Below are 21767 nucleotides of genomic sequence, written 5' to 3' on the forward strand. Positions count from 1 at the left end.
AGCCTGGCTCCTATAAAAAAGGTCACAACACCCAATGCGGCAACCACAGCGAAATGGCGGGAATGCAGGTCACGGCCAAGGCACAGCGATGCAGCAAACGGGGTTAAAGCGATTCATTGAACACCGGTTCCGGCAAGCCTTTGACGCCGGGGTTGAGGGCGAACACGCCGCCGGCCAGCGACTGTTCGTCATGGTCGTCAGCGGGGCGGATCGAGGTCACGAACAGGGTGTCGAGCTGGCTGCCACCGAAGGCGCACATGGTCGGTTTCTTCACCGGGACGGGGAGGGAACGATCCAGTCGGCCATCGGGGGTGAAGCGGTGAATCAGCCCGGCGTCGTTGGCGCAGATCCAGTAGCAACCTTCGGCATCCACTGCCGCGCCATCGGGGCGGCCAAGGAAGTGATGCATGTCGACGAACAGCCGACGGTTGGACGGTGTGCCGCTGTCGAGGTCGTAATCGAAGGCCCAGATCTGCTGCACGTTCGGGTGCGAGTCCGAGAGGTACAGGGTCTTGCCATCCGGGCTGAAGCCCAGGCCATTGGGCACGATGAAACCGCTGAGCCGGGCATCGAGCGGCCCGCGTTGCCCGGCGCTGTAGCGATAGAGCGTGCCGTCAGCGGCGTTGGCGCCCATGTTCAGCACCATACTGCCGGCCCAGAAACGCCCCTGACGATCACAGCGGCCATCGTTCAGGCGCATGTCGGGGCGGGGGTGATCGACGTGGGCCAGCAGTTCGCTGTCGAGGCTGCCATCGTTGTGCGGGCGCAGGTGAAAGAATCCGCTTTCCATGCCGGCGATCCAGCCACCCGCGCTGTGACGAGCGATGCAGGCGAGCATTTGCGGGGCTTTCCAGGCGTGAACGTGCCCGCTGTCGGCACTCCAGCGCTGTAGCCCACCGGCCGGAATATCGACCCAGTACAGGGCGTTTTCCTCGGGGACCCACACCGGGCTTTCACCGACCGCATTGCGGGCATCGACAATCAATTCGGCTTGCATGGCAACGCATTCCCTTGGCTTGTTATGGAGGGGATTGGCGAGGGCTCAGTCGCCGAACGGCCCGGCCGCGACGAACGCGCCACCCTGATAAACCCGGGCCGGATCATCCTTGGCGGGCATCGGTTGTGCTTCGACTTTTTCGCGGAAAACTTCGGACGTGTCCTGTGGCGCATAACCCAGGTGCGTGGCGAAACGGTTGTCCCACCAGACGTGCTTGTTATCGGACATGCCGTACACCACGGTGTGGCCGACATTTGGGGTGTACAACGCGCGTTCGAGCAGTCGGGTCATGTCGTCGAAACTCAGCCAGGTGCTCATCATTCTGCGGTTCTGTGGTTCCGGGAACGAGGAGCCGATGCGGATGCTGACAGTCTCGATGCCATAGCGATCGAAGTAGAAACCGGCCATGTCTTCGCCGTAGGACTTGGACAAGCCGTAGTAGCTGTCCGGGCGGCGAGGGGAGTGGGCGTCGAGGGTTTTGTCCTGCTTGTAAAAGCCGATGACGTGGTTGGAACTGGCGAAAATCACCCGCTTCACGCCGTGGCGCCGGGCCGCTTCATAGATATGGAACACACCGCAGATGTTGGCGCCGAGGATCTCTTCGAACGAGCGCTCCACCGACACACCGCCGAAGTGCAGGATCGCGTCCACGCCTTCGATCAGTTGATGCACCGCTTGCTTGTCCGCCAAGTCACACGGCACGACTTCTTCGCATTCATCAATGGCCGGTGCCATGTTGGCGATGTCCGAGAGGCGAATCACCCTGGCGTAGGGCCGCAGGCGTTCACGCAGCACTTTTCCGAGGCCACCGGCGGCACCGGTCAGGAGCAGACGATTGAAAGGGGCGCGGGCTGTTGAAGTGGTCGTCATGGAAATTCCTGTACACGAAAATTATTATTGAATTTGTTGTAGGTTGTCGTATGACTTGGTCGAAGTATTGTTAGGCTTCCCGGTGCTTGTCAACGCGACTTTGGTTGAAATTGACGGAGGGTCATGTTCATCCCCATGAGTGCCTAAGCCTGTGGGGAAGGAGCTTGCTCCCGCTGAGCTGCGAAGCAGCCCCACCCTCTGAAGTTGAGGAACATTCAGTGACCGGATCGGGAGCGCTTCGCACTCCAGCGGGAGCAAGCTCCCTCGCCACAGGGTTCTATGCAGCCAGCAATGTCCGCCTTACAACAACGAAATCGGGTAACTGATAAAGACGCGGTTTTCATCGAATTCGTTGGTGCTGAAATCGCGGCGGATGGTTGCGTTGCGCCATTTGACGTTGAGGTTCTTCAATGCACCGCTCTGCACGGTGTAGGCCAATTCCGATTCGCGACCCCACTCCTTGCCGTCGGTGATCGCCCCGGTGTGCACGTTGTCGCCGCTGATGTAGCGGTTCATCAGGGTCAGGCCAGGGATGCCGAGGGCGACGAAGTTGTAGTCGTGGCGCACCTGCCAGGAGCGTTCCCTGGCGTTGTCATAGCTGGAGTTGTAACTGTCGTTGGCCAGCGTACCGCCGCTGGTGCCGTTGACGCGCATCCAGGCGTTGTCGCCGCTGAGTTTTTGCAGGCCGACATAGAAGGTGTTGCCGCCGTATTTGGCCGAGAGCAGGGCGAACGCGGTTTTGTTGTCGAGGTCACCGGCCAGCGCACTGCCGTCTTCCTTGCCGATGAAATAACCGAGGTTGGCGCCCAGGGTCCAGTCGCCCATGGGCTGGCTATGGCTCAGGTTGAAATACTGCTGCTGATAGATGTCGCTGAGTTGCGCGTACCAGACGCCGACCTGCGTGCGCTTTTCATTGAACGCATACTCGCCGCCGCCGAAGTTGAAGCGGTCCGAAGTGAACGCGCCTCTGCCGTTCATCGACATGTCTTCCATGCTCGCGTCATTGCGCGGGCTGTTGCCACGAAACTGGCCGCCGTAAAGCGTCAGGCCGCTGATCTCGGTGGAGGTGACCTGGCCGCCGCGGAACGTTTGCGGCAGCGAGCGGCCATCGTCGGAGCGCAGGATCGGCAGCACCGGCATCCATTCGCCGACCTTCAATTCGGTTTTCGACACCTTGGCTTTCAGCGCCACGCCCAAACGGCCGAAATTGTCGGCGGGGCGGCCGTCGTCATGGATCGGCAGCAATTGCGTGCCGCCGGTGCCTTTACCGCCGTCGAGTTTCTGCGAGTACAGACCGAGCACATCCACGCCGAAACCGACGGGGCCCTGGGTGAACCCGGATTTGGCGTCGAGGATGAAGTTTTGCGTCCACTCTTCAGCCTTGCCCTGGGCATTGTTCGGGTTGGTGAAGTTGCGATTGAAGTAGGCGTTACGCAAGTTCAGCGTAGCCTTGGCGTCATCGACGAAACCTTCGGCCTGACTGATCATGGGCAGGGCGAAAGCCAGGCTGCTGCATCCGATCAGGCTGAGGGTATGGCGACGGGCGAAGGAGGGGCGAGAGGTGCTGGCGAAGGAGTTGCGGACAAAGTGACTCACAGTGACGCTCCCAATGTTTTTGTTGTTTTTATTATTTGTCATACGTCGTCGTACAACATTGGCGGCGATTATTTGCGAGCTTTTGAGGGAATGTCAATCACAAGTTGTACGATGACTTGGGTGGGAGGCCGCAGCCCTCGTCCTTGACGGGCGAGGGCAGGTTTATTCGGCTCAGTGGTTGTACACCGCCTCGGTGTTATCGATCAGCGGGTTGTTTTCCGTCAGTACGATTTGAGCGATCTGATCCTTGCGCATGAAACTGACCTTTGGATGAGACTTGGCATAACGGATAAAGCGTTCCACCGCCTCGACCATCGCCGGCGTGCCACCGATGCGATCGTGCAGACTCACCGACATCATCCGTCGCTTGCTGGAGCCTTCGGCGTACAGGCGATCGAATTCCAGCACCAGTTGCCGGTAGAACTGCTGCGCCGAGAAGTGCCGGCCTTCGATCAGCACGATGTCGTTATTGCGCAGGGTGTAAGGCACCACGGCGAATTTCTTGCCACGGACCAGGGTGACGAAGGGCTCATCGCGGCTGACGTCGTCGATGTGATAGGTGAAGTTCAGGTCTTGCAGCACTTTCAAGGTATTGGGGCTGCGCCGCAGCCAATTGGCGTTGTACCCCACCGAGCGCTGGCCGGTCAGTTTCTGCACGGCATCGACGCCGTCGCCGATGAAGGCCTTCTCTTGTTCGTAGCTCATGTTGTAAGAGTCGGCCCAGCGCATGCCATGGGCGGCGACTTCATGGCCACGCTCGGCAATCGCCCGCACCAGCTCGGGGTGTTTCAACGCCGCTTCGCCCACCACATGGGATGTGACCTTGATGCCGTTGCGGTCCCACAGGTCGAGCATCCGCCACAGGCCTTCCTTGTAGCCGTAATCGAACCAGGTCTGTGCCGGCAAGTCCGGGTAGCCCTTGGGCAGCGGGGTGCCGGAGAACGGACTTTCGGCGCCCTCGGGCTGGCCGCCGGTTTCAAATTGCATGGAAAACGAAATCACCAGTTGCGAACCATCCGGCCACGGGCGCTCCTTGGCGAAGGCGAGAGATGGCAGCAGCAGGGTGGCGGCCAGTAGATTTTTCAGCAGGCGAGGGGAGCGTTGCCAAAGGGCAGCAGGCATGGGGGGGCACCTTTTGAGTTGAAAAGTGCCGTGAGGGTGTCATCTGGATTGCCCTGGAAAAATCCGTATCGGGCAAGAAGACCTTTAAACAGAATTTACGAATCCCCCTGAGTACACAATCCCCCTGTGGGAGCGGACTTGATCGCGAAAGCGACCTGTCAGCCGACATCCATGTTGAATGACAGACCGCTTTCGCGGGCAAGCCTCGCTCCTACAGGAGGAGATGTGTTCAGGCAGTAATCATTGGGGGCATGGTGCCCAGTAGCGAAACCGCTGCCACCGCGCCGATCCCCAATAACCATTCCAGTACGACGCTGGTACGCAACTGTCCCAGGCGCTGGTGACAATCATTGACCCGCAACCGATTGAACAGCGCCAACCCCAGCATCCCCATCACCATGACAACCTTGATCAACAGGATCAGCGCAAACCCGGACAGCAACGGTGTCGGCCAGAACACGCCGGTCAATACCCGCACGTTGATCAGCCCGGTCATTACCAATCCCGCCACCAAGGCGTAACCGATGCCGCTGAAGCGCTGCAGTATCGCGCTCATGGGATGATCGGCCGGTTGGCGCAGGATCATCACCAACAGCATCAACCCACCGAGCCAGGCACCGACGCACGCCAGGTGAATGATCTGGTTAAGGATCAGCAACCGGCCTTGCAGGCCATCGAGCATGGCGCCATGACCGACCGGGGCCAGCGTCGCCAGCAGCAGGCTGGAAAGGCTGATGCGCCAAGGCGTACTGGAACGCCAGGGCGTCAGCAGCAGGGCCATGAGCAATAGATTGAGCAGCAGATGCCAACGCCAGACCTGACCGAAAAAGGTAGTGCTCAGCACCAGGCGTAGCGTCGCCGAATCGAATGCCGCGTCCGCGGAGCCGGCCATGCTGGCGGTGATCAGCAGCAACCAGCCGACGCCACCGATTAACGCGATAGCGGTAAGCCCGCCAGTCACTCGCGCCAGAGACGGATCCAGCCATGCCGTTTCACGGCCCAACAGCAGAGGCCGGAACACCCAGGCCCCAAACAGCATCAGCACCACGGTGAAATGCAGAAAGCGGCACAGCACCAACGCATCGGTCATGAATTACTGACCGACCTTGAAGCGATAGGCGCCTTCACTCTTATGGGTGTCGACCGACACGGCGTGCCATTCGACTTTGTAATCGCCAGCGGCCAACGGCGCGGCCGGGGTGACGACCAGGGTTTTCTTGTCGCTGCCTTCGGTGGCGAGGTTTTTCACCGGCACGTCGGCGCCGTCCTTGCTGATCGTCACTTTGGTGAACGTCGCTTCAACCCCTTCGGAAAACTTCAGGCGCAGTTCCGCAGGCGCGCTCACGGTGCTGTCGGCCGCCGGGGTCTGGCTTTTCAGGTGCGCGTGGGCAAACACCGACGAGGCAGCGAGCATCGAACCGAGGAGGGCGGTGGCGGTCAGGGCGTTCTTGAGCAACATCGTGAAGACCTCAGGGGCAGGTTCAAAGAGGCGGCCAGTTTACCTGCCACAAGACCTGCGTACGAAGTTTCGTTTTCCCCTGTCGCCCCGATCCAGAGCGGATGCTAGTCTTGACCAACGCTGTTGTCAGGGAGCCCTCATGGGCAATCACAAGATCGAGATTCGTCGCAGTAACGTCGAAAAGATTCTGCTGGGGGCCGAAAAAGTCTTCGCCGAAAAAGGTTTCGGCGGCACCGCCATGGCCGACATCGCCGCCGAAGTGCAACTGCCGCGTTCCAACCTGCATTACTACTTCAGCACCAAGAGCGAGCTGTACAGCGCGGTGTTGCTGGGTTTGCTGGAGGTCTGGAAGCAGGACGCCCTGTGCTTCGAGATGTTCGACGACCCGCGAGTGGTGCTCAGCAGCTACATCCGCGCCAAGATGAACCATTCCCGTAGCCGGCCGTACGGTTCGAAAGTCTGGGCCAACGAAATCATCCACGGTGCGCCGACCCTGGGTGAGAAACTGGACGCCAGCCTGTACGACTGGGCCAAGATGAAAGAAGCGAAAATTCGCCAGTGGGTGGAAGACAAACGCATCCTGCCGGTGGAGCCTTCCAGCCTGTTGTACATGATCTGGGCCTCGACCCAGCATTACGCTGACTTCGATCACCAGGTGAATATTCTTAATGATCACCAGCCGCTGTCGGACATGCAGTTCGAGCGGGCGGTGCAGACGGTGACCAGTGTGATATTGCGCGGGATCGGGTTGGAGCCTTGAGGTTGGTGGTGTTAGGGATGGCCCCATCGCGAGCAGGCTCGCTCCCACATTAAATCTCTAGCGAATACAGTCTTTGCGCACGAAAGTGATCCATTGTGGGAGCGAGCCTGCTCGCGATGGCGTCCGTTCAGACGCCACTGATTTCAGGGGGCGACATGGTACGGATTCCTCGGATCATGATTCCAATCCAGAAACGGCTTGCCCGTATCCATCGGCACCATCTCAATACAATCCTGCACCGGACACGTGATCTGACACAGATTGCACCCTACACACTCATCATCAATCACTTCATATTTATGCGTCCCGTCCGCCTGCTTAATGCTCGCAATCGCCTGGTGCGAGGTATCTTCGCAAGCAATGTGGCAGCGCCCGCAACCAATGCACGCCGCCTGATCAATCTTCGCAATCACCTGATAGTTGATGTCCAGGTACTTCCAGTCCGTGGTATTGCCCACCGCACGCCCGGTAAACTGCGACACGCTGGCGTAACCCTGACTGTCCATCCAGCGTGACAAACCGTCCTTCATCTCCTCGACAATCCGGAAACCATGCAGCATCGCCGCCGTGCACACCTGCACCGCGCCGCTGCCCAGCGCGATGAACTCCGCCGCGTCGCGCCAACTGCCAATCCCGCCGATGCCGCAGATCGGCAAGCCTTGTGTCTGCGGATCACGGGCGATTTCGGCGACCATGTTCAGCGCAATCGGTTTCACCGCCGAGCCGCAATAACCGCCATGGGTGCTTTGGCTGCCGACGGCGGGATTGGCGACCATGCGTTCCAGGTTGACGCTGGTGATCGAGTTGATGGTGTTGATCAACGACACCGCATCGGCTCCGCCACGGTAAGCGGCACGGGCGGCGACGCGGATGTCGGTGATGTTTGGCGTGAGCTTGACGATCACCGGCAGCGAGCAATAAGTCTTGCACCAGCGGGTGACCTGTTCGACGTATTCCGGCACTTGGCCAACCGCCGCGCCCATGCCCCGTTCCGGCATGCCGTGGGGGCAGCCGAAATTCAGTTCGATGCCATCGGCCCCGGTGGCTTCCACCAGCGGCAGGATGTTTTTCCACGACTCTTCGACACAGGGCACCATCAGCGACACGATCAGCGCGCGGTCCGGCCAGTCCTTTTTGACCTGAGTGATTTCCCGCAGGTTGATTTCCAGGGAGCGGTCGGTGATCAGCTCGATGTTGTTAAAACCAAGCACCTCCCGATTTGCCCCGAAGTGCGCCGAGTAACGCGACGACACGTTGACCGCTGCCGGGTCTTCACCCAGGGTTTTCCAGACCACGCCACCCCAACCGGCCTCGAACGCGCGAACCACGTTGTAGGCCTTGTCGGTCGGCGGCGCGGAAGCCAGCCAGAACGGATTGGGGGCTTTGATACCGGCGAAAACAATCGAGAGATCGGCCATTTACGCAGCCTCCACGTTGAGCATGAGTTGAGCGTTGATGGCCTCGGCGGCCAGCTTGCCGTGCTGCACGGCTTGCACGGTGAGGTCCTGATCGAGGCTGGTGCAGTCGCCGCCGGCATATACGCCGGGAATGCTGGTGCGCAGCTGTTCGTCGACGAGGATGCGGTCGCCCTGACGCTTGAGTTCACGGGCCAGCGGATCGGCGAGGGCGCTGCTGTCGAAAGCCTGGCCGATGGCTTTGAAGATCGCGTCGGCGGCCAGTTCGAAGGTTTCACCGGTGGTTTGCAGGCGACCATCCTCCAACCGGGTGCGGGCGAAGCGCATGCCGCGCACGTTGCCCTTATCGTCGAGCAGCACTTCTTGCGGTTGGGCCCAGGTCAGCAGACGCACCTGATTGGCCTTGGCGATGTCCTGTTCGTGACCGGTGGCGCCCATGTCTTCAACGCCACGGCGGTACACCAGATTCACGTCCCGGGCACCGAGACGGGCCATTTGCACGGCCATGTCGATGGCGGTGTTGCCGGCACCGAGGACGATGCAGCGCTCGGCCAGCGGCAGTTGCGTCAGGTCATCGGCCTGGCGCAGTTCGCGGATGTAATCGGTGGCCGCGAGCAGGCCGGGGGCATCCTCATGGGCCAGCCCCAGCTGTTTGCTGGCGGCCAGGCCGAGGCCGAGGAACACCGCGTCGAATTGCTGATGCAGTTCGCTGAGGGTCAGGTTGTCGCCGAGTTTCTGCCCATGGCGAATCTCGATCCCACCAATCCCCATCAGGAACTCAAGTTCCTTCTGCGCGTAATCGTCCACCAGTTTGTACTTGGCGATCCCGTATTCGTTGAGGCCGCCAGCCTTTTCCCGGGCTTCGAAAATCACCACGTCATGGCCGTGCATGGCGCTGCGGTGCGCGCAGGACAAACCGGCCGGGCCGGCACCCACCACGGCAATGCGCTTGCCGGTTGCGGCGGCGCGTTGGAACGGGTGTTCGCTGAAGTGCGCGTTGTCCACGGCATAACGTTGCAACAGGCCGATCAGCACCGGCGCGCATTCCTGAGCGTTGTTGCGCACGCAGGCTTGCTGGCACAGGATCTCCGTCGGACAGACCCGGGCGCAACTGCCGCCGAGGATATTGGCCGAGAGGATTTTCTGCGCGGCGCCCTGAACGTTTTCCTGATGGATATTGCGGATGAAAGATGGAATATCGATGTCGCTCGGACAGGCATTCACGCACGGCGCGTCGTAGCAATACAGGCAGCGCGAGGCTTCCAGATGCGCCTGACGGTCGTTGAGCGGTGGCGCCAGATCGGTGAAATGGCCGGCGAGGGTGGCCGCGTCCTCATGGGGATGCGGGAGGTGGTTCAGGGTCTTGATCACGGTGTTGGCCTCACGGTTATTTGAGGTATTGCCTCTGGTGGGCATTGGTTTTTGTTGTTGTCTGGGCCGGCCTCTTCGCGGGCAAGCCTCGCTCCTACAGGGGTATGCATTCCAAAATGTAGGAGCGAGGCTTGCCCGCGAAGGCCGAAGGCCTTGATCTCAGCGTTTCACTGCCGTCGGCTTGTGCAACTCAGCCCGCTTGCTCAGCAAATCAAACACCGCCGGATACGCCGGCCGTTCGACATACCGGCCCGCACCACGCTCGGCCCGCAAATCACCATCGGCCCACACCACTCGGCCCTGGCTGACGGTATGGCTCGGCACGCCGCGTACGGTCTTGCCTTCGAAGATGTTGAAGTCGACTTGCTGGTGATGGGTCTTGGCTGAAATCGTCCGCGTGCCTTCCGGGTCCCACAGCACCAGATCGGCATCGGCGCCCACACGAATCGCGCCCTTGCGCGGGTAGAGGTTGAAGATCTTCGCGGTGTTGGTGGAGGTGAGGGCAACGAAGTGCTGCATCGACAAGCGCCCGGTGTTCACGCCTTCATCCCAGAGCACCGCCATGCGGTCTTCGATTCCGGCAGTGCCGTTGGGGATTTTGCTGAAGTCGTCACGGCCGGCGGCTTTTTGCTCGGCGCAGAAGCAGCAGTGGTCGGTGGCGGTGGTGTGCAGGTTGCCTGATTGCAGGCCGTGCCAAAGGGCTTCCTGATGGCCGCGAGGACGGAAGGGCGGGCTCATCACGTAACCGGCGGCGGTTTGCCAGTCCGGGTGTTGGTAAACGCTGTCGTCCAGCAGCAGATGCCCGGCCAGCACTTCGCCGTAAACCGGTTGGCCCTTGCCGCGGGCGTAGGTGATTTCGTCGAGGGCTTCCTTGGTCGAGACGTGGACCAGGTACAGCGGCGTGCCGAGGGTTTCGGCGATGCGGATCGCCCGGCTCGCGGCTTCGCCTTCCACTTGCGAAGGTCGCGACAGCGGATGCGCTTCCGGCCCGGTGATGCCCTGGGCCATCAACTTGCGTTGCAGGTGATAGACCAGTTCGCCGTTTTCCGCGTGCACGGTCGGCACCGCGCCCAGTTCCAGACAACGCTCGAAACTGGCCACCAGCGTATCGTCGGCGGCCATGATCGCGTTTTTGTAAGCCATGAAATGCTTGAAGCTGTTGACCCCGTGATGGCTGACCAGCTCGGCCATTTCTTCGCGAACCTGTTCGCTCCACCAGGTGATGGCGACGTGAAAGCCATAGTCCGACGCGGACTTCTCGGCCCAGCCGCGCCATTGATGAAACGCCTCCATCAACGATTGCTGGGGGTTGGGAATCACGAAGTCGATGATCGAGGTGGTGCCGCCGGCAAGCCCCGCGGCGGTGCCGCTGAAGAAGTCTTCGCTGGCCACTGTGCCCATGAAGGGCAACTGCATATGAGTGTGCGGGTCGATGCCGCCGGGCATCAGGTATTGGCCGCTGCCGTCGAGCACTTCGGCGTCGGTGGGAACATCGAGGTTTTCACCGATGGCTTTGATTACGCCGTCGGCGCAATAGACGTCGGCGCGATAACTTTCATCATGGGTAATAACGGTGGCGCCACGGATCAACAGAGACATTCCGAGTTCCTCGCAGGCATGACCGACTGATGCCGGTTCTAAATGTTTTATATGAAGCAGACGCAAACAGGTGTATTCCTGTCAACGCTGTCAGGAATAGAAACTAGTCTGAGTTTATGGAATGAGCAAGAATATTTTTTATAAGCTTATGACTGTTTTAAGGTATTGATAAATAACGATTTAAACTGAAAATCACCAAAATGGTGAGGCCTCTCACCATTTTGACGCACTTGACAGGTTCTAAAAATAGACGAGATTTTCTATGTGAAATCAGCCGCTTGAGGATGGTCTATGGTTGAGACGCAGTCTTTCAAAAAAGATCGACGCACCAGATTGAGTCCTGACTTCCCGGACAACTTGCCTGACACTCGGCCCGAGTGGCATGGCAACTCACCGCGGATTCAATGGTTGGATAAATAAAGCTGATTAATATCAGTTGGTTAGCTAAATTTTATGGCACTGCCCGATGCGCAAGCGGGGCACCCGGCACGTTTATTGATGCCGCCGCTGACACCTTGGCCGGTCCGTAAAAGTTGTCAGTTTCTCCGGCCATCGTCCGGCTCGCGCGCCTCGCGCCAGCCCCTGATGAGCAAAAATAATCAAAAGAACAGTGGAGCGGCCATGCAACAGATCAGATCGAAAGTGACCGAGCGCGACGGCTTGTTTGAGCTGGAAGCCGGCAGCGACGTCCTCGACAGTCCCCGTTACAACCACGACATGGCACCGACCAAGGTGCACGAACGAACCTGGAACAAATGGCACATCACCGCGTTATGGGTTGGCATGGCGATCTGCGTGCCGACCTACACCCTCGGCGGCGTGCTCACCGCTTATTTCGGCCTGACCGTCGGCGAAGCGCTGCTGGCGATTCTGTTCGCCAACATCATCGTACTGATTCCGCTGACCCTGAACGCCTTCCCCGGCACCAAGTACGGCATTCCATTTCCGGTGTTGCTGCGCTCGTCCTTTGGCATCTTCGGTTCCAACATTCCGTGCCTGATCCGTGCCCTGGTGGCGTGTGGCTGGTTTGGCATCCAGACCATGTTCGGCGGGCTGGCGATCCACCTGTTTCTCGGTTCGGTGTTCGATGGCTGGAAAGCCCTTGGCGGTACCGGCGAAGTGATTGGCTTCATGCTGTTCTGGGCCTTGAACTTATGGGTGGTGATTCGCGGCGCGGACTCGATCAAATGGCTGGAAACCCTCTCGGCACCGTTGCTGGTGCTGGTGGGCGTGGGGTTGCTGGTGTGGGCGATGCCGAACGTGTCGATGACTGAATTGATGGCGATCCCGGCCAAGCGTCCGGAAGGGGCCAGCGTGGTCAGCTACTTTGCTGCCGGGCTGACTGCGATGGTCGGGTTCTGGGCCACCTTGTCGCTGAATATTCCGGACTTCAGTCGCTACGCAAAAAGCCAGAAGGATCAGATTGTCGGGCAGATTATCGGCTTGCCCCTGACCATGTTCCTGTTCGCCTCCCTCGGCGTGGTAATGACCGCCGCTTCGGTAAAACTGGTGGGCGTTACTGTTTCTGATCCGGTCACGTTGATCGGCCATATCCAGAGCCCGGTCTGGGTCGCCCTGGCCATGGCGCTGATCATCATCGCCACGTTGTCCACCAACACCGCGGCCAACATCGTTTCGCCGACCAACGATTTCCAGAACGTTGCGCCCAAGATCATCAACCGCACCAAAGCGGTGATGCTCACGGGGTTGGTCGGTTTGGCACTGATGGCCCATGAACTGCTGAAGAAGCTGGGGCTGATCGTTTCGGATTTAAGCCTGGAGACGGTGTATTCCAACTGGTTGCTGGGGTATTCGAGCCTGTTGGGGCCGATCGCCGGGATCATGGTGGTGGACTATTTCCTGATCAAGAAACAGCAACTGGATCTGGCGGGTCTCTACCGCGATGACGTTTACCCGGCGTGGAACTGGTTCGGTTTTATCGCATTCGGCGTGCCGGTGGCGTTGACGCTGCTGTCGCTGGGCAGCGATGCGTTCAGCTGGTTTTACAGCTACGGCTGGTTCACCGGCTCGGCCCTTGGTGGGCTGATTTATTACGGGTTGAATGTGATGCGGCCGAGTCCTACTGCCGTGAAATCGGCGGTATGAGGGATGGCCTCATCGCGGGCAAGCCCGCTCCCACAGTGGATCTCCAGTGTTCACAAAATCCATGTGGGAGCGGGCTTGCTCGCGAAGGCGGCCTCAAAGACACCAAAAATCCGCCTGAAGAAACCTATAACAACTGCCTGAGGAGATCACCATGAACGCTGCCGTAGACGTTCTGCAGTCCACCCATCAGCACATCAACCGCGACCGTCTGTGGCAGTCGCTCATGGAACTGGCCAAGCTCGGTGCCACGGTCAAGGGCGGCGTTTGCCGTCTGGCCCTGACCGACCTTGACCGCCAGGCGCGCGATATCTTCGTGAAGTGGTGCGAGGAGGCCGGGTGCACCGTCAGCATCGACGCCGTCGGCAATATCTTTGCCCGGCGTCCGGGCCGCAACCCGAGCCTGCCGCCGGTGATGACCGGCAGCCACATCGACACTCAACCCACCGGCGGCAAGTTCGACGGCTGTTTCGGCGTGCTGGCCGGGGTCGAAGTCTTGCGCACCCTCAATGACCTGGGCGTGGAGACCGAAGCGCCACTGGAAGTAGTGGTCTGGACCAACGAAGAAGGTTCGCGCTTCGCCCCGTGCATGATGGGCTCCGGCGTGTTCGCGGAAAAATTCACCCTCGAAGAAACCCTGGCCAAGGTCGATGCCGAGGGTGTGACTGTCGGCGAAGCCCTGAACGCCATTGGTTATGCCGGCCCGCGCAAGGTCAGCGGCCATGCCGTGGGCGCGTATTTCGAAGCGCACATTGAGCAAGGCCCGATTCTCGAGGACGAGCGCAAAACCATCGGCGTGGTGATGGGCGCCCTCGGGCAGAAATGGTTCGACCTGAAACTGCGCGGCGTCGAAGCCCACGCCGGCCCGACGCCGATGCACCTGCGCAAGGACGCTCTGGTCGGCGCCTCGGTGATCGTCGGCGCGGTCAATCGTGCCGCCCTCGGCCATCAACCTCACGCCTGTGGCACCGTCGGTTGTCTGCAAGCCTACCCCGGCTCACGCAACGTGATTCCCGGCGAAGTGCGCATGACTCTGGATTTCCGTCATCTGGAACCGGCGCGACTGGACTCGATGATCGCCGAAGTCCGTCAGGTTATCGAAACCACCTGCGAGGAACACGGCCTGACCTTTGAACTGACACCCACCGCTGACTTCCCTCCGCTGTACTTCGACAAGGGCTGCGTCGAAGCGGTACGTGGCGCCGCCCAAGGGTTGGGGTTGTCGCACATGGACATCGTCAGCGGAGCAGGGCATGACGCAATCTTCCTCGCCGAGCTCGGCCCGGCCGGGATGATCTTCGTGCCTTGCGAGGGCGGCATCAGCCACAACGAAATCGAAAATGCCGCGCCCGATGATCTGGCCGCCGGCTGTGCGGTGTTGTTGCGGGCGATGCTGGCGGCTTCGGATGCGATTGCCAGTGGCAAGCAAGCGGCTTGAGGCATCGGTTGTTCGATGCCTCATTGGGTTGGCGGGATGCTCAACGGCGGGTTTGCAACGTTTTGAACATCAGCATCCCCGCCAGCATGGCGATGGCGAACACCCAGGCCTGCCAGTGGCCCGTCGGTAGCAACACCAGTGCCGGGCCGGGACAGATACCGGCAATGCCCCAACCGACTCCGAAAAGCAGGCTGCCACCGATCAAGCGCCGATCCAGTTCACGGCTGATCGGCAACTGCATGGGCGCCCCCAGCAGGGACGTCGGTTGTTTCATGGCCCAATGAAACGGCCCCCAGGCCACGGCAATGGCCCCGATCATGACCAGCGCCAGGGAGGGATCCCACATGCCGGTGATGTCCAGAAAGCCCAGCACTTTGGCCGGGTTTGCCATGCCGGCCAGCAACAGGCCGATGCCGAACAGCAGGCCAGCGAGGAACGCGGTCAGTTTGCGCATGTTCAATACCCCAGCAGATGGCGCAGGACGAACACCGTCACGAAGCCGGCGAACATGAAACTTGAGGTGGCGGCAATGGAGCGCGGTGACAGGCGCGAGATACCGCACACGCCGTGGCCACTGGTGCAGCCGGAACCGTAACGAGTGCCGACGCCGACGCACAATCCGGCGACGATCAGGCCCACGGTACCGGTTTTGAATTCGATGGCCGGCCACACATGAAACAACGCCCACAACAACGGCGCCGCCAATAGTCCGAGCAGGAACAGGGCTTTTTCGCCCCGCCCCGAATCATGACGCTCAAGCAGACTGCCTAACAGTCCGCTGATTCCGGCCACCCGTCCGTTAGCCACCACCATGACGCTGGCGGCCAGACCGATCAGGACACCTCCGGCCAAGGCGGACCACGGGGTGAAGTGAAGCGAATCAAGCATCATGGCAACTCTCCAGACGGGCAAGGAGCGGCACTAAACCACTCTTTTCTGTTTGAGCATAGAGCTGCTTTTGGCTACCCGCGTCACAAAACAGAATCCTCAATCGTCATCCTGTTGAACCCCTCAAATTGCGGAGCAACACGATGTCGTCCAACACCCAACCGGTCAACCTGCTGCAATCCATCCCTCAGGTTTTCGAAAGCCTGACCCAAGTCCATGTCACCCTCGCCAATCACGATCTGGACCCCACCCTCAAACACCTGCTGCACCTGCGTGCCTCGCAGATCAACCAATGCGGTTTCTGCGTGAAAATGCACACCCGCGAGGCTCGTGACGCCAATGAAACCAACGAACGCCTGGATCGCCTGATCGTCTGGCGCCATGTCAGCGATTTCAGCGCTGCCGAACGCGCCGCCCTGGCCTGGACCGAAGCCCTGACCGTACTCGATGAAAAGACCGATTACGCCAGCCTGCGCGGCGACTTGCGCGAGCATTTCAACGATGCACAGATCGGCGCCTTGACGGCCGAGATCGGCATGATCAACCTGTGGAACCGTTTGCAGGTGTCGAGGCACTGATCGATGAACTCCGCTGAAAACGCCGCCGCTGTGTTCGAGCAGCGCCGGCCCTTTTTGCTCGGTCTGGCGTATCGGATTCTCGGCTCGCGCACCGAAGCCGAGGATGCGGTGCAAGAGCTGTTCATCAAATGGCTGGAGGCCGATCGGGCCTCCATCAGCACGCCGGCCGCCTGGCTCACCACAGCCTGCACCCGGCACTGCATCGACGTGCTGCGCTCGGCGCACACGTCACGGGTCGATTACATCGGCACCTGGCTGCCGGAACCCATTCACACCACCCATCAGCATTCACCCGAGCATATTCATGACCTGGCCTCGTCATTGTCCACCGCGTTCCTGCTCTTGCTTGAGCGGCTAACACCCAAGGAGCGCGCTGCATACCTGCTTTACGAAATCTTCGACATGGATTACGCGCAAGTGGCCGAGACGATCGGGGTCCAGGAAGCGACTTGCCGCAAGCTGGTGTCCCGGGCCAAGGCCGGCCTGGGTAGCGGACAACTCCGCTTTCAGCCGGCACCGGCACGTCAGGACCAATTGCTGGACGCCTTCCACAGCGCCATCGCCAGCGGCTCGACTGCTTCCCTGACCGCGCTGCTGGCCGAAGACGTCGAACTCTGCGCCGATGGCGGCGGTAAAGCTTCGGCCATCCGCGAAACCCTGTTCGGCATCAACAGCGTGCTGGATTTCATCAGCCAGTCGTTGCATGCCTACTGGCAAACGTACGAATGGCTGCCCACGGAAATCAACGGCGCTCAAGGCGCGATCATCAAAGCCGACGGCGAACTCGTCGCGTCGCTGAGTTTTGGTTTTGATGAAGCGGGGCGGGTGAACCGGATTTTTATCATGCGTAATCCGGATAAGTTGGTGGGGCTGGAAGCGGGGTTGGACGTGCGGTAATGCTTTGGCCCGAAAAGATCGCAGGCTTCGCCAGCTCCTACATTGACCGAGTACACCTGTGATCGTGCGGATGTACGTAATCCCCGTAGGAGCTGGCGAAGCCTGCGATCTTTTGATCTTCTGCTAGGTCTGCCGAAAAGATCGCAGCCTGCGGCAGCTCCTACATTGACCGAGTACACCTGTGATCATGCGGATGTACGCAATCCCTGTAGGAGCTGGCGAAGCCTGCGATCTTTTGATCTTGATCGTTCAAATCCAAATGGCATCCCACAACGGATAATCACCCACCCGCTTCACCAATCCCGCACGCAACGGATTCATGACGATGTAACGTGCTGCATCCTTGATATCTTCGTCGCGACGCAAAGTCCGATCGTAATATCCTCGTTGCCATAATCGGCCTTGGCTGCGACGCATAAGGTTGATCGATCGACTGCTTCTGGATTTGATGCGGCACATCAGTTCAGCCAAGGTCCCGTGCTTGAGTTCCAACAACCAGTGCAGGTGATCCGGCATCACTACCCAAGCCATGGAGTTGACTATCGAGGTTTGATCGGCACAGCGCAGTTGGTCGACCAGAAGCCGTCCCAGCCGCCAATCGGCGAACACCGGCTCTCGTTGATGAGCGACGACGGTCAGCAGATAAATACGACCAGATTCGGAAAATCGAGCCTTGCGCAGGTGACATCCATTTGCAGCGACAGCCATTCCTTGGCCTCCTTGAAGTGTGTTGTCAGATAAACGTTAGTCGTTAGCGCGAGTGGCGTGGATGAAAGCGTTTTCGGAATATTTCGAATACGCAGAAAAGATCGCAGCCTGCGGCAGCTCCTACATTGATCGAGTACACCTGTGATCACGCGGATGTACGCAACCCCCGTAGGAGCTGGCGAAGCCTGCGATCTTTTGATCTTGTGCTGCCGGCAGCTGCTTCATTCGCACTATCAGAGCCACCAACGGTCGTAATCTTCACAGGGCAGCACGTAACCGCGCCGCCGCAATCGTGGAGTTCCAATGAGCCAGGACGTCCTGAGCACCGAAACCAATCGCCGTCAGTTGCAGCAAATCATCGCCGGGTTGTCCGATGGGGTGATTTTGCTGGAGCTCGATCAGACGATCCTCTGGGCCAATGACGCTGCGCTGGCGATGCACGGTGTCAGTCGGATCGGTGAGCTGGGAGCCAATGCCCAGGAGTATGCGAAGCGCTTCGCCCTGCGTTATCGCAACAATCACCCGGTTCTGACGGAGAACTATCCGATCAGCCGCATTGCCCGCGGCGAGATGTTCAGCGATGTACTGGTCGAATTGACACCGGTCGAAAACGACGAGCGCACCTGGGTGCATAGCGTGCGCAGCATGGTGCTGGCGGACCGTGCCGGCGAGCCGGAGTCGTTGGTGTTGATCATGAACGACGTCACCGAATGGGCCAGCGCCGAGCAGCGTTTCGAGAAGACCTTCAATGCCAACCCGGCACCGGCGGTGATCTGTCGCCTCAGCGATTTGCGTTACATCAAGGTCAATCAGGGTTTTCTGGAAATGACCGGCTATACCCGTGATCAGGTGATCGGCGTTTCGACCTATGAGCTGGACGTGCTGGAGCGCGCTGAAAATAAAGACCTGGCCAAGCAACGTTTGCGTGACGCAGCCACCATTCCGCAGATGCAGGCCGAACTGCAATTGGCCGACGGTGGCAGCAAACAGGTGATCGTCGCCGGGCAACCGCTTGAGCTCAACGACGAAGATTGCATGCTGTTTTCCTTTGTGGACATGGAGCCTCGGCACAAGGCCGAAATTGCCCTGCGCCAGAGCGAAGAGCGGTTCGCCAAAGCGTTTCGTCTCACCCCAGTGCCAATCCTGGTGTGCAGTGCCGACGATCAAGTGGTGATAGACGTCAACGAAGCCTTTCTCGATACCCTCGCATACCCCAGTGAAGAATTGCTCGGCAAGACAGTCACGCACATCGATTTCATCGATGATGCGGCCACTCGTGTGCGGCTGTTTGCGGCCCTGGAAAAAACCGGGAGTGTGGATCGAATCGATGTCCGGGTACGCAGAAAAGATGCCGGGCTGATCGATTGCGCGGTCTCGGCGGACACCGTGAAATTTCAGGACGACCCTTGCTACTTGCTGGTGTTGATGGACATCACGGAGCGCAAACGCACCGAGCTGGAGTTGGTGTCGGCGATTGAAGAGGTGATGAAAGATGCTTCCTGGTTCAGCCGCACACTGATCGAAAAACTCGCCAACGTGAAGAACGTCAATTCGCCGCAGTTGCCCGGTGCGTCTTTTACCGAGCTGACCGCCCGGGAGCGCGATGTGCTCGGCCTCATTTGTGAAGGCCTGGCCGACAAGGAGATCGCCGCACGCCTGAAACTGGCGCCCAATACGGTGCGCAATCATGTGGCGACGGTGTATTCCAAGCTCGATGTGCACAGTCGCAGTGAGGCGATTGTCTGGGCTCACGAACGGGGTCTGTTCTCCGGTGACAGGCGGTTGACGCCGCGGCGTTAAGGTGCAAATGCACCATGGGCGGTGGTGCAAATTCATGTATTGGCCAAGGTGTGTTTTTTTTAGGCTGTCAGGGTGCGATACGAGGCTTCGGCCCGGTATCGCGTCCTCCTCGATGCAGCTAAAGGAACAGCCTCATGGGCAGTGAACAGATCAGGCACGCGGTCGATTGTGCGTCGCGGTCAAGGTGAGCCGGATGATTTATCTGGCGCAATTGCGTATGCAACTGGAGCGAAGTTTTTCGCCGTTGGCCTGTGAGTGTTCGCTCACGGGGGATAATTCGTTGACGGTGAAGCTTTATCATCCGGCGACGGGGCAGGTGGATCTGGTGGTCAGTGGGTTGAGCGTGGCGAAACTCAGGACGCCGGAAGCGGTGGCGGCGTTGATTGAAGAGTTGCGGTATGAGCTTGAGAGCAGTGGCTTGCATCGGTCCAGTGCTTTATAGGTACCGATCTATCCGGTGTTTTCTGGCATTGATGGGTGGCTGGGCTATAAGGAATGCGAGGGTATTTCTTTTCTGTGACCGGTCCGCGGGTTTGCGGCGTGGTTTCGGGTCGCGGGAAATGTCGATTACTTACCGCGGGTCAGCCTATGAACAGTCTTGGGAAATGTGTTTTTTCGCCACTGTCGCTCGCACTCTGCGCGGCGATTCTGGGTGGGTGCGCCAGTCCGCCGCCTCCACCACCTGCTGCGCCGCCACCGCCCCCCGTTCGAACCTGTCAGACCAGCGAAAATACGGATGTGCAGGGCGATATGAGGGCTGAAGGGCAGGTGACCCGGACCACGACCCTGACCCGTTGCGTCACTCAGTAAGCCGGGTCAGGTGTACCGGCGCGATGTGCGACCGGCGGGTGTGGCTTGAGTAGCGGGTCAGACTTCCTCGATCCTGACCCACCGCGACTCGCGTGCCGCCAAACGAATCGCCGTTGCCAGGCGTTCGACTCCCCATGCCTGCTCGAAATCCGTCCCGTCCTGACCGAGGCCGGCCAGCGCCATCACCAACTCATGCACTTCCAGGGTCTTGAGTTCGTTGTAACCCAACTGATGCCCCGGCGCCGGGCTGAAGGCGGCATAACCCGGCAAGTCCGGTCCCGCCAGCAGGCGCTGGAAGCCGCCTTGCCCTGCGCGATAAATCCGCAGTTCATTCAACCGTTCCTGATCGAACGCCAGCGTGCCTCGGGTGCCGCTGATCTCAAAACTCAGGTGATTTTTGTAACCGTGTTTAAGCCAGCTACTGCTGAACGTCCCGCGTGCTCCGTTGGCGAACCGCAACAACGCATGGACCTGATCGTCGACCGCGACCTCGCGTCGTTCCTGACCGCCCACTGTAATGGGACGTTGCGGGTGCACGGTCTGGGTATCAGCGCACACGGCCTCGACGTCACCCAGCAAATGACGGGCCATGGCCAGCAAGTGGCTGCCCAAGTCCGCCAAGGCGCCGCCGGCGTAATCGGCGTCACAACGCCAGGACCAGGGTGAAGCGGGGTCGGCCATGAAGTCTTCGCTGAATTCGCCCTGAAAACTGATGACCTGCCCCAATGCGCCGCTTTGGATCAAATCGCGAGCCAGGCCAATGATCGGGTTGTGTTGATAGTTGTAACCGACCCGCGTCACCACGCCCGCAGCTTTAGCGGCCAGGCGCATGGCACTGGCCTGTTCGAGGTTCACGGCCAGCGGTTTTTCGCAGTACACCGGTTTGCCGGCGGCGAGGGCGGCCATGGCCATGGGGTAGTGCAGGTGGTTAGGGGTGGTGATGGCGATCAGATTGACCTTGGGGTCATTGATCAGCTGTTGCCAGTCGCTGTGAGCGGTATCGAAACCCCAGGCGTCGGCGCAGTGGCGGGCGCGCTGCGGATCGGCGTCGGCGAGGGCGGCGAGTTTGAGCTTCAGCGGCAATTCAAAAACGGCGCTGACGTTGCGAAAAGCCAGGGCGTGGGCGCGGCCCATGAAACCTGTGCCGATAAGTCCGATACCGAGTTCGCGCATAGCCGGGGTCCTTTGGATTTTTATATTCAGGAGGGCTATTTATGGAATAAATATTCCCAACATGCAAATGGTGGAATAAATATTCCCGTTTTGAGTCCGGTAGAAGCGTCGATCCCCCTGTAGGAGCTGCCGAAGGCTGCGATCTTTTGATCTTGTTTCTAAAAGCTGAATCAAGATCAAAAG

At 59.7% G+C, this 21767-nt stretch carries 20 protein-coding genes; 7 read left to right on the plus strand and 13 right to left on the minus strand.

From position 1 onward, the window contains the following. Window positions 1-103 precede the first annotated feature (103 nt). From KGB14_RS21165 to copC, 6 genes are all read right to left on the minus strand, one after another. On the minus strand, window positions 104-997 hold the full coding sequence (locus KGB14_RS21165) for an SMP-30/gluconolactonase/LRE family protein (protein WP_223488647.1): 894 nt from the start codon (window positions 995-997) through the stop codon (window positions 104-106). Between the two features lie 45 nt (window positions 998-1042). Further along, on the minus strand, window positions 1043-1867 hold the full coding sequence (locus KGB14_RS21170) for an NAD-dependent epimerase/dehydratase family protein (protein WP_223488648.1): 825 nt from the start codon (window positions 1865-1867) through the stop codon (window positions 1043-1045). Window positions 1868-2167: 300 nt separating this feature from the next. Beyond that, window positions 2168-3463, minus strand: coding sequence for an OprD family porin (locus KGB14_RS21175; RefSeq protein WP_223488649.1), 1296 nt, complete (start codon window positions 3461-3463; stop codon window positions 2168-2170). Window positions 3464-3634: 171 nt separating this feature from the next. Next, complete coding sequence (locus KGB14_RS21180) at window positions 3635-4585, minus strand: polysaccharide deacetylase family protein (RefSeq protein ID WP_223488650.1); 951 nt, start codon at window positions 4583-4585, stop codon at window positions 3635-3637. Between the two features lie 229 nt (window positions 4586-4814). After that, window positions 4815-5675 (minus strand): copper homeostasis membrane protein CopD, encoded by an 861-nt coding sequence (copD, locus tag KGB14_RS21185; protein WP_223488651.1) that lies wholly within the window; start codon window positions 5673-5675, stop codon window positions 4815-4817. A gap of 3 nt (window positions 5676-5678) precedes the next feature. Continuing rightward, on the minus strand, window positions 5679-6044 hold the full coding sequence (gene copC, locus KGB14_RS21190; RefSeq protein ID WP_223488652.1) for a copper homeostasis periplasmic binding protein CopC: 366 nt from the start codon (window positions 6042-6044) through the stop codon (window positions 5679-5681). A 139-nt stretch (window positions 6045-6183) separates the two neighbouring features. Here copC and KGB14_RS21195 point away from each other — a divergent pair, with 139 nt between their 5' ends. Next, a complete protein-coding gene (locus tag KGB14_RS21195; protein WP_223488653.1) occupies window positions 6184-6804 on the plus strand; it encodes a TetR/AcrR family transcriptional regulator in 621 nt (206 codons plus the stop codon). 143 nt (window positions 6805-6947) lie between these two features. Here KGB14_RS21195 and preA read toward each other — a convergent pair whose 3' ends face one another. The 3 genes from preA to hydA form a co-directional block, all read right to left on the minus strand. Next, entirely contained in the window at window positions 6948-8222 is a 1275-nt protein-coding gene (gene preA / locus KGB14_RS21200; RefSeq protein WP_223488654.1) for an NAD-dependent dihydropyrimidine dehydrogenase subunit PreA, read from the minus strand. Next, window positions 8223-9590: an NAD(P)-dependent oxidoreductase gene (locus tag KGB14_RS21205; RefSeq protein ID WP_223488666.1), complete on the minus strand. Its 1368-nt coding sequence runs from the start codon at window positions 9588-9590 to the stop codon at window positions 8223-8225. Between the two features lie 159 nt (window positions 9591-9749). Continuing rightward, a complete protein-coding gene (hydA, locus tag KGB14_RS21210) occupies window positions 9750-11189 on the minus strand; it encodes a dihydropyrimidinase (RefSeq protein ID WP_223488655.1) in 1440 nt (479 codons plus the stop codon). 621 nt (window positions 11190-11810) lie between these two features. On the opposite strand from hydA, the gene KGB14_RS21215 reads away from it, so the two are divergent. After that, window positions 11811-13295 (plus strand): NCS1 family nucleobase:cation symporter-1, encoded by a 1485-nt coding sequence (locus tag KGB14_RS21215; protein ID WP_223488656.1) that lies wholly within the window; start codon window positions 11811-11813, stop codon window positions 13293-13295. Between the two features lie 151 nt (window positions 13296-13446). Continuing rightward, the gene (locus KGB14_RS21220) at window positions 13447-14730 is read left to right on the plus strand and encodes a Zn-dependent hydrolase (RefSeq protein ID WP_223488657.1); all 1284 of its coding nucleotides are present in this window, start codon (window positions 13447-13449) and stop codon (window positions 14728-14730) included. 40 nt (window positions 14731-14770) lie between these two features. Here the strand turns inward: KGB14_RS21220 and KGB14_RS21225 are convergent, their stop codons facing one another. After that, window positions 14771-15184 carry a DUF6691 family protein gene (locus tag KGB14_RS21225; RefSeq protein ID WP_223488658.1) on the minus strand — a complete coding sequence of 138 codons (414 nt, stop codon included), beginning with the start codon at window positions 15182-15184 and terminating at the stop codon, window positions 14771-14773. Window positions 15185-15186: 2 nt separating this feature from the next. Further along, window positions 15187-15621 carry a YeeE/YedE family protein gene (locus tag KGB14_RS21230; protein ID WP_223488659.1) on the minus strand — a complete coding sequence of 145 codons (435 nt, stop codon included), beginning with the start codon at window positions 15619-15621 and terminating at the stop codon, window positions 15187-15189. Window positions 15622-15761: 140 nt separating this feature from the next. On the opposite strand from KGB14_RS21230, the gene KGB14_RS21235 reads away from it, so the two are divergent. Both KGB14_RS21235 and sigJ read left to right on the plus strand, forming a co-directional pair. Further along, window positions 15762-16196, plus strand: coding sequence for a carboxymuconolactone decarboxylase family protein (locus tag KGB14_RS21235; protein WP_223488660.1), 435 nt, complete (start codon window positions 15762-15764; stop codon window positions 16194-16196). Window positions 16197-16199: 3 nt separating this feature from the next. Further along, on the plus strand, window positions 16200-17093 hold the full coding sequence (gene sigJ / locus KGB14_RS21240; protein ID WP_223488661.1) for an RNA polymerase sigma factor SigJ: 894 nt from the start codon (window positions 16200-16202) through the stop codon (window positions 17091-17093). Window positions 17094-17342: 249 nt separating this feature from the next. Here the strand turns inward: sigJ and KGB14_RS21245 are convergent, their stop codons facing one another. After that, the gene (locus KGB14_RS21245) at window positions 17343-17801 is read right to left on the minus strand and encodes an REP-associated tyrosine transposase (protein ID WP_223488662.1); all 459 of its coding nucleotides are present in this window, start codon (window positions 17799-17801) and stop codon (window positions 17343-17345) included. Between the two features lie 303 nt (window positions 17802-18104). Between KGB14_RS21245 and KGB14_RS21250 the strand changes: the two genes are divergently transcribed. Together KGB14_RS21250 and KGB14_RS21255 are read left to right on the plus strand one after the other, a co-directional pair. Then, the gene (locus tag KGB14_RS21250) at window positions 18105-19601 is read left to right on the plus strand and encodes a helix-turn-helix transcriptional regulator (protein WP_223488663.1); all 1497 of its coding nucleotides are present in this window, start codon (window positions 18105-18107) and stop codon (window positions 19599-19601) included. Between the two features lie 193 nt (window positions 19602-19794). Further along, on the plus strand, window positions 19795-20043 hold the full coding sequence (locus KGB14_RS21255; RefSeq protein WP_223488664.1) for a DUF1652 domain-containing protein: 249 nt from the start codon (window positions 19795-19797) through the stop codon (window positions 20041-20043). A gap of 425 nt (window positions 20044-20468) precedes the next feature. Here the strand turns inward: KGB14_RS21255 and KGB14_RS21260 are convergent, their stop codons facing one another. Continuing rightward, the gene (locus tag KGB14_RS21260) at window positions 20469-21584 is read right to left on the minus strand and encodes a Gfo/Idh/MocA family protein (protein WP_223488665.1); all 1116 of its coding nucleotides are present in this window, start codon (window positions 21582-21584) and stop codon (window positions 20469-20471) included. Between the last annotated feature and the right edge of the window lie 183 nt (window positions 21585-21767).

Origin of the sequence: Pseudomonas sp. A-RE-19 (assembly GCF_019956555.1) — a bacterium.
Taxonomy (GTDB): domain Bacteria; phylum Pseudomonadota; class Gammaproteobacteria; order Pseudomonadales; family Pseudomonadaceae; genus Aquipseudomonas.

Coding starts and splice junctions, on each gene's coding strand:
- KGB14_RS21165 (WP_223488647.1), bottom strand. CDS start 997: ATGCAAGCCGAATTGATTGTCGATGCCCGCAATGCGGTCGGTGAAAGC.
- KGB14_RS21170 (WP_223488648.1), bottom strand. CDS start 1,867: ATGACGACCACTTCAACAGCCCGCGCCCCTTTCAATCGTCTGCTCCTG.
- KGB14_RS21180 (WP_223488650.1), bottom strand. CDS start 4,585: ATGCCTGCTGCCCTTTGGCAACGCTCCCCTCGCCTGCTGAAAAATCTA.
- copD (WP_223488651.1), bottom strand. CDS start 5,675: ATGACCGATGCGTTGGTGCTGTGCCGCTTTCTGCATTTCACCGTGGTG.
- copC (WP_223488652.1), bottom strand. CDS start 6,044: ATGTTGCTCAAGAACGCCCTGACCGCCACCGCCCTCCTCGGTTCGATG.
- KGB14_RS21195 (WP_223488653.1), top strand. CDS start 6,184: ATGGGCAATCACAAGATCGAGATTCGTCGCAGTAACGTCGAAAAGATT.
- preA (WP_223488654.1), bottom strand. CDS start 8,222: ATGGCCGATCTCTCGATTGTTTTCGCCGGTATCAAAGCCCCCAATCCG.
- hydA (WP_223488655.1), bottom strand. CDS start 11,189: ATGTCTCTGTTGATCCGTGGCGCCACCGTTATTACCCATGATGAAAGT.
- KGB14_RS21215 (WP_223488656.1), top strand. CDS start 11,811: ATGCAACAGATCAGATCGAAAGTGACCGAGCGCGACGGCTTGTTTGAG.
- KGB14_RS21220 (WP_223488657.1), top strand. CDS start 13,447: ATGAACGCTGCCGTAGACGTTCTGCAGTCCACCCATCAGCACATCAAC.
- KGB14_RS21225 (WP_223488658.1), bottom strand. CDS start 15,184: ATGCGCAAACTGACCGCGTTCCTCGCTGGCCTGCTGTTCGGCATCGGC.
- KGB14_RS21230 (WP_223488659.1), bottom strand. CDS start 15,621: ATGATGCTTGATTCGCTTCACTTCACCCCGTGGTCCGCCTTGGCCGGA.
- KGB14_RS21235 (WP_223488660.1), top strand. CDS start 15,762: ATGTCGTCCAACACCCAACCGGTCAACCTGCTGCAATCCATCCCTCAG.
- sigJ (WP_223488661.1), top strand. CDS start 16,200: ATGAACTCCGCTGAAAACGCCGCCGCTGTGTTCGAGCAGCGCCGGCCC.
- KGB14_RS21245 (WP_223488662.1), bottom strand. CDS start 17,801: ATGGCTGTCGCTGCAAATGGATGTCACCTGCGCAAGGCTCGATTTTCC.
- KGB14_RS21250 (WP_223488663.1), top strand. CDS start 18,105: ATGAGCCAGGACGTCCTGAGCACCGAAACCAATCGCCGTCAGTTGCAG.
- KGB14_RS21255 (WP_223488664.1), top strand. CDS start 19,795: ATGATTTATCTGGCGCAATTGCGTATGCAACTGGAGCGAAGTTTTTCG.
- KGB14_RS21260 (WP_223488665.1), bottom strand. CDS start 21,584: ATGCGCGAACTCGGTATCGGACTTATCGGCACAGGTTTCATGGGCCGC.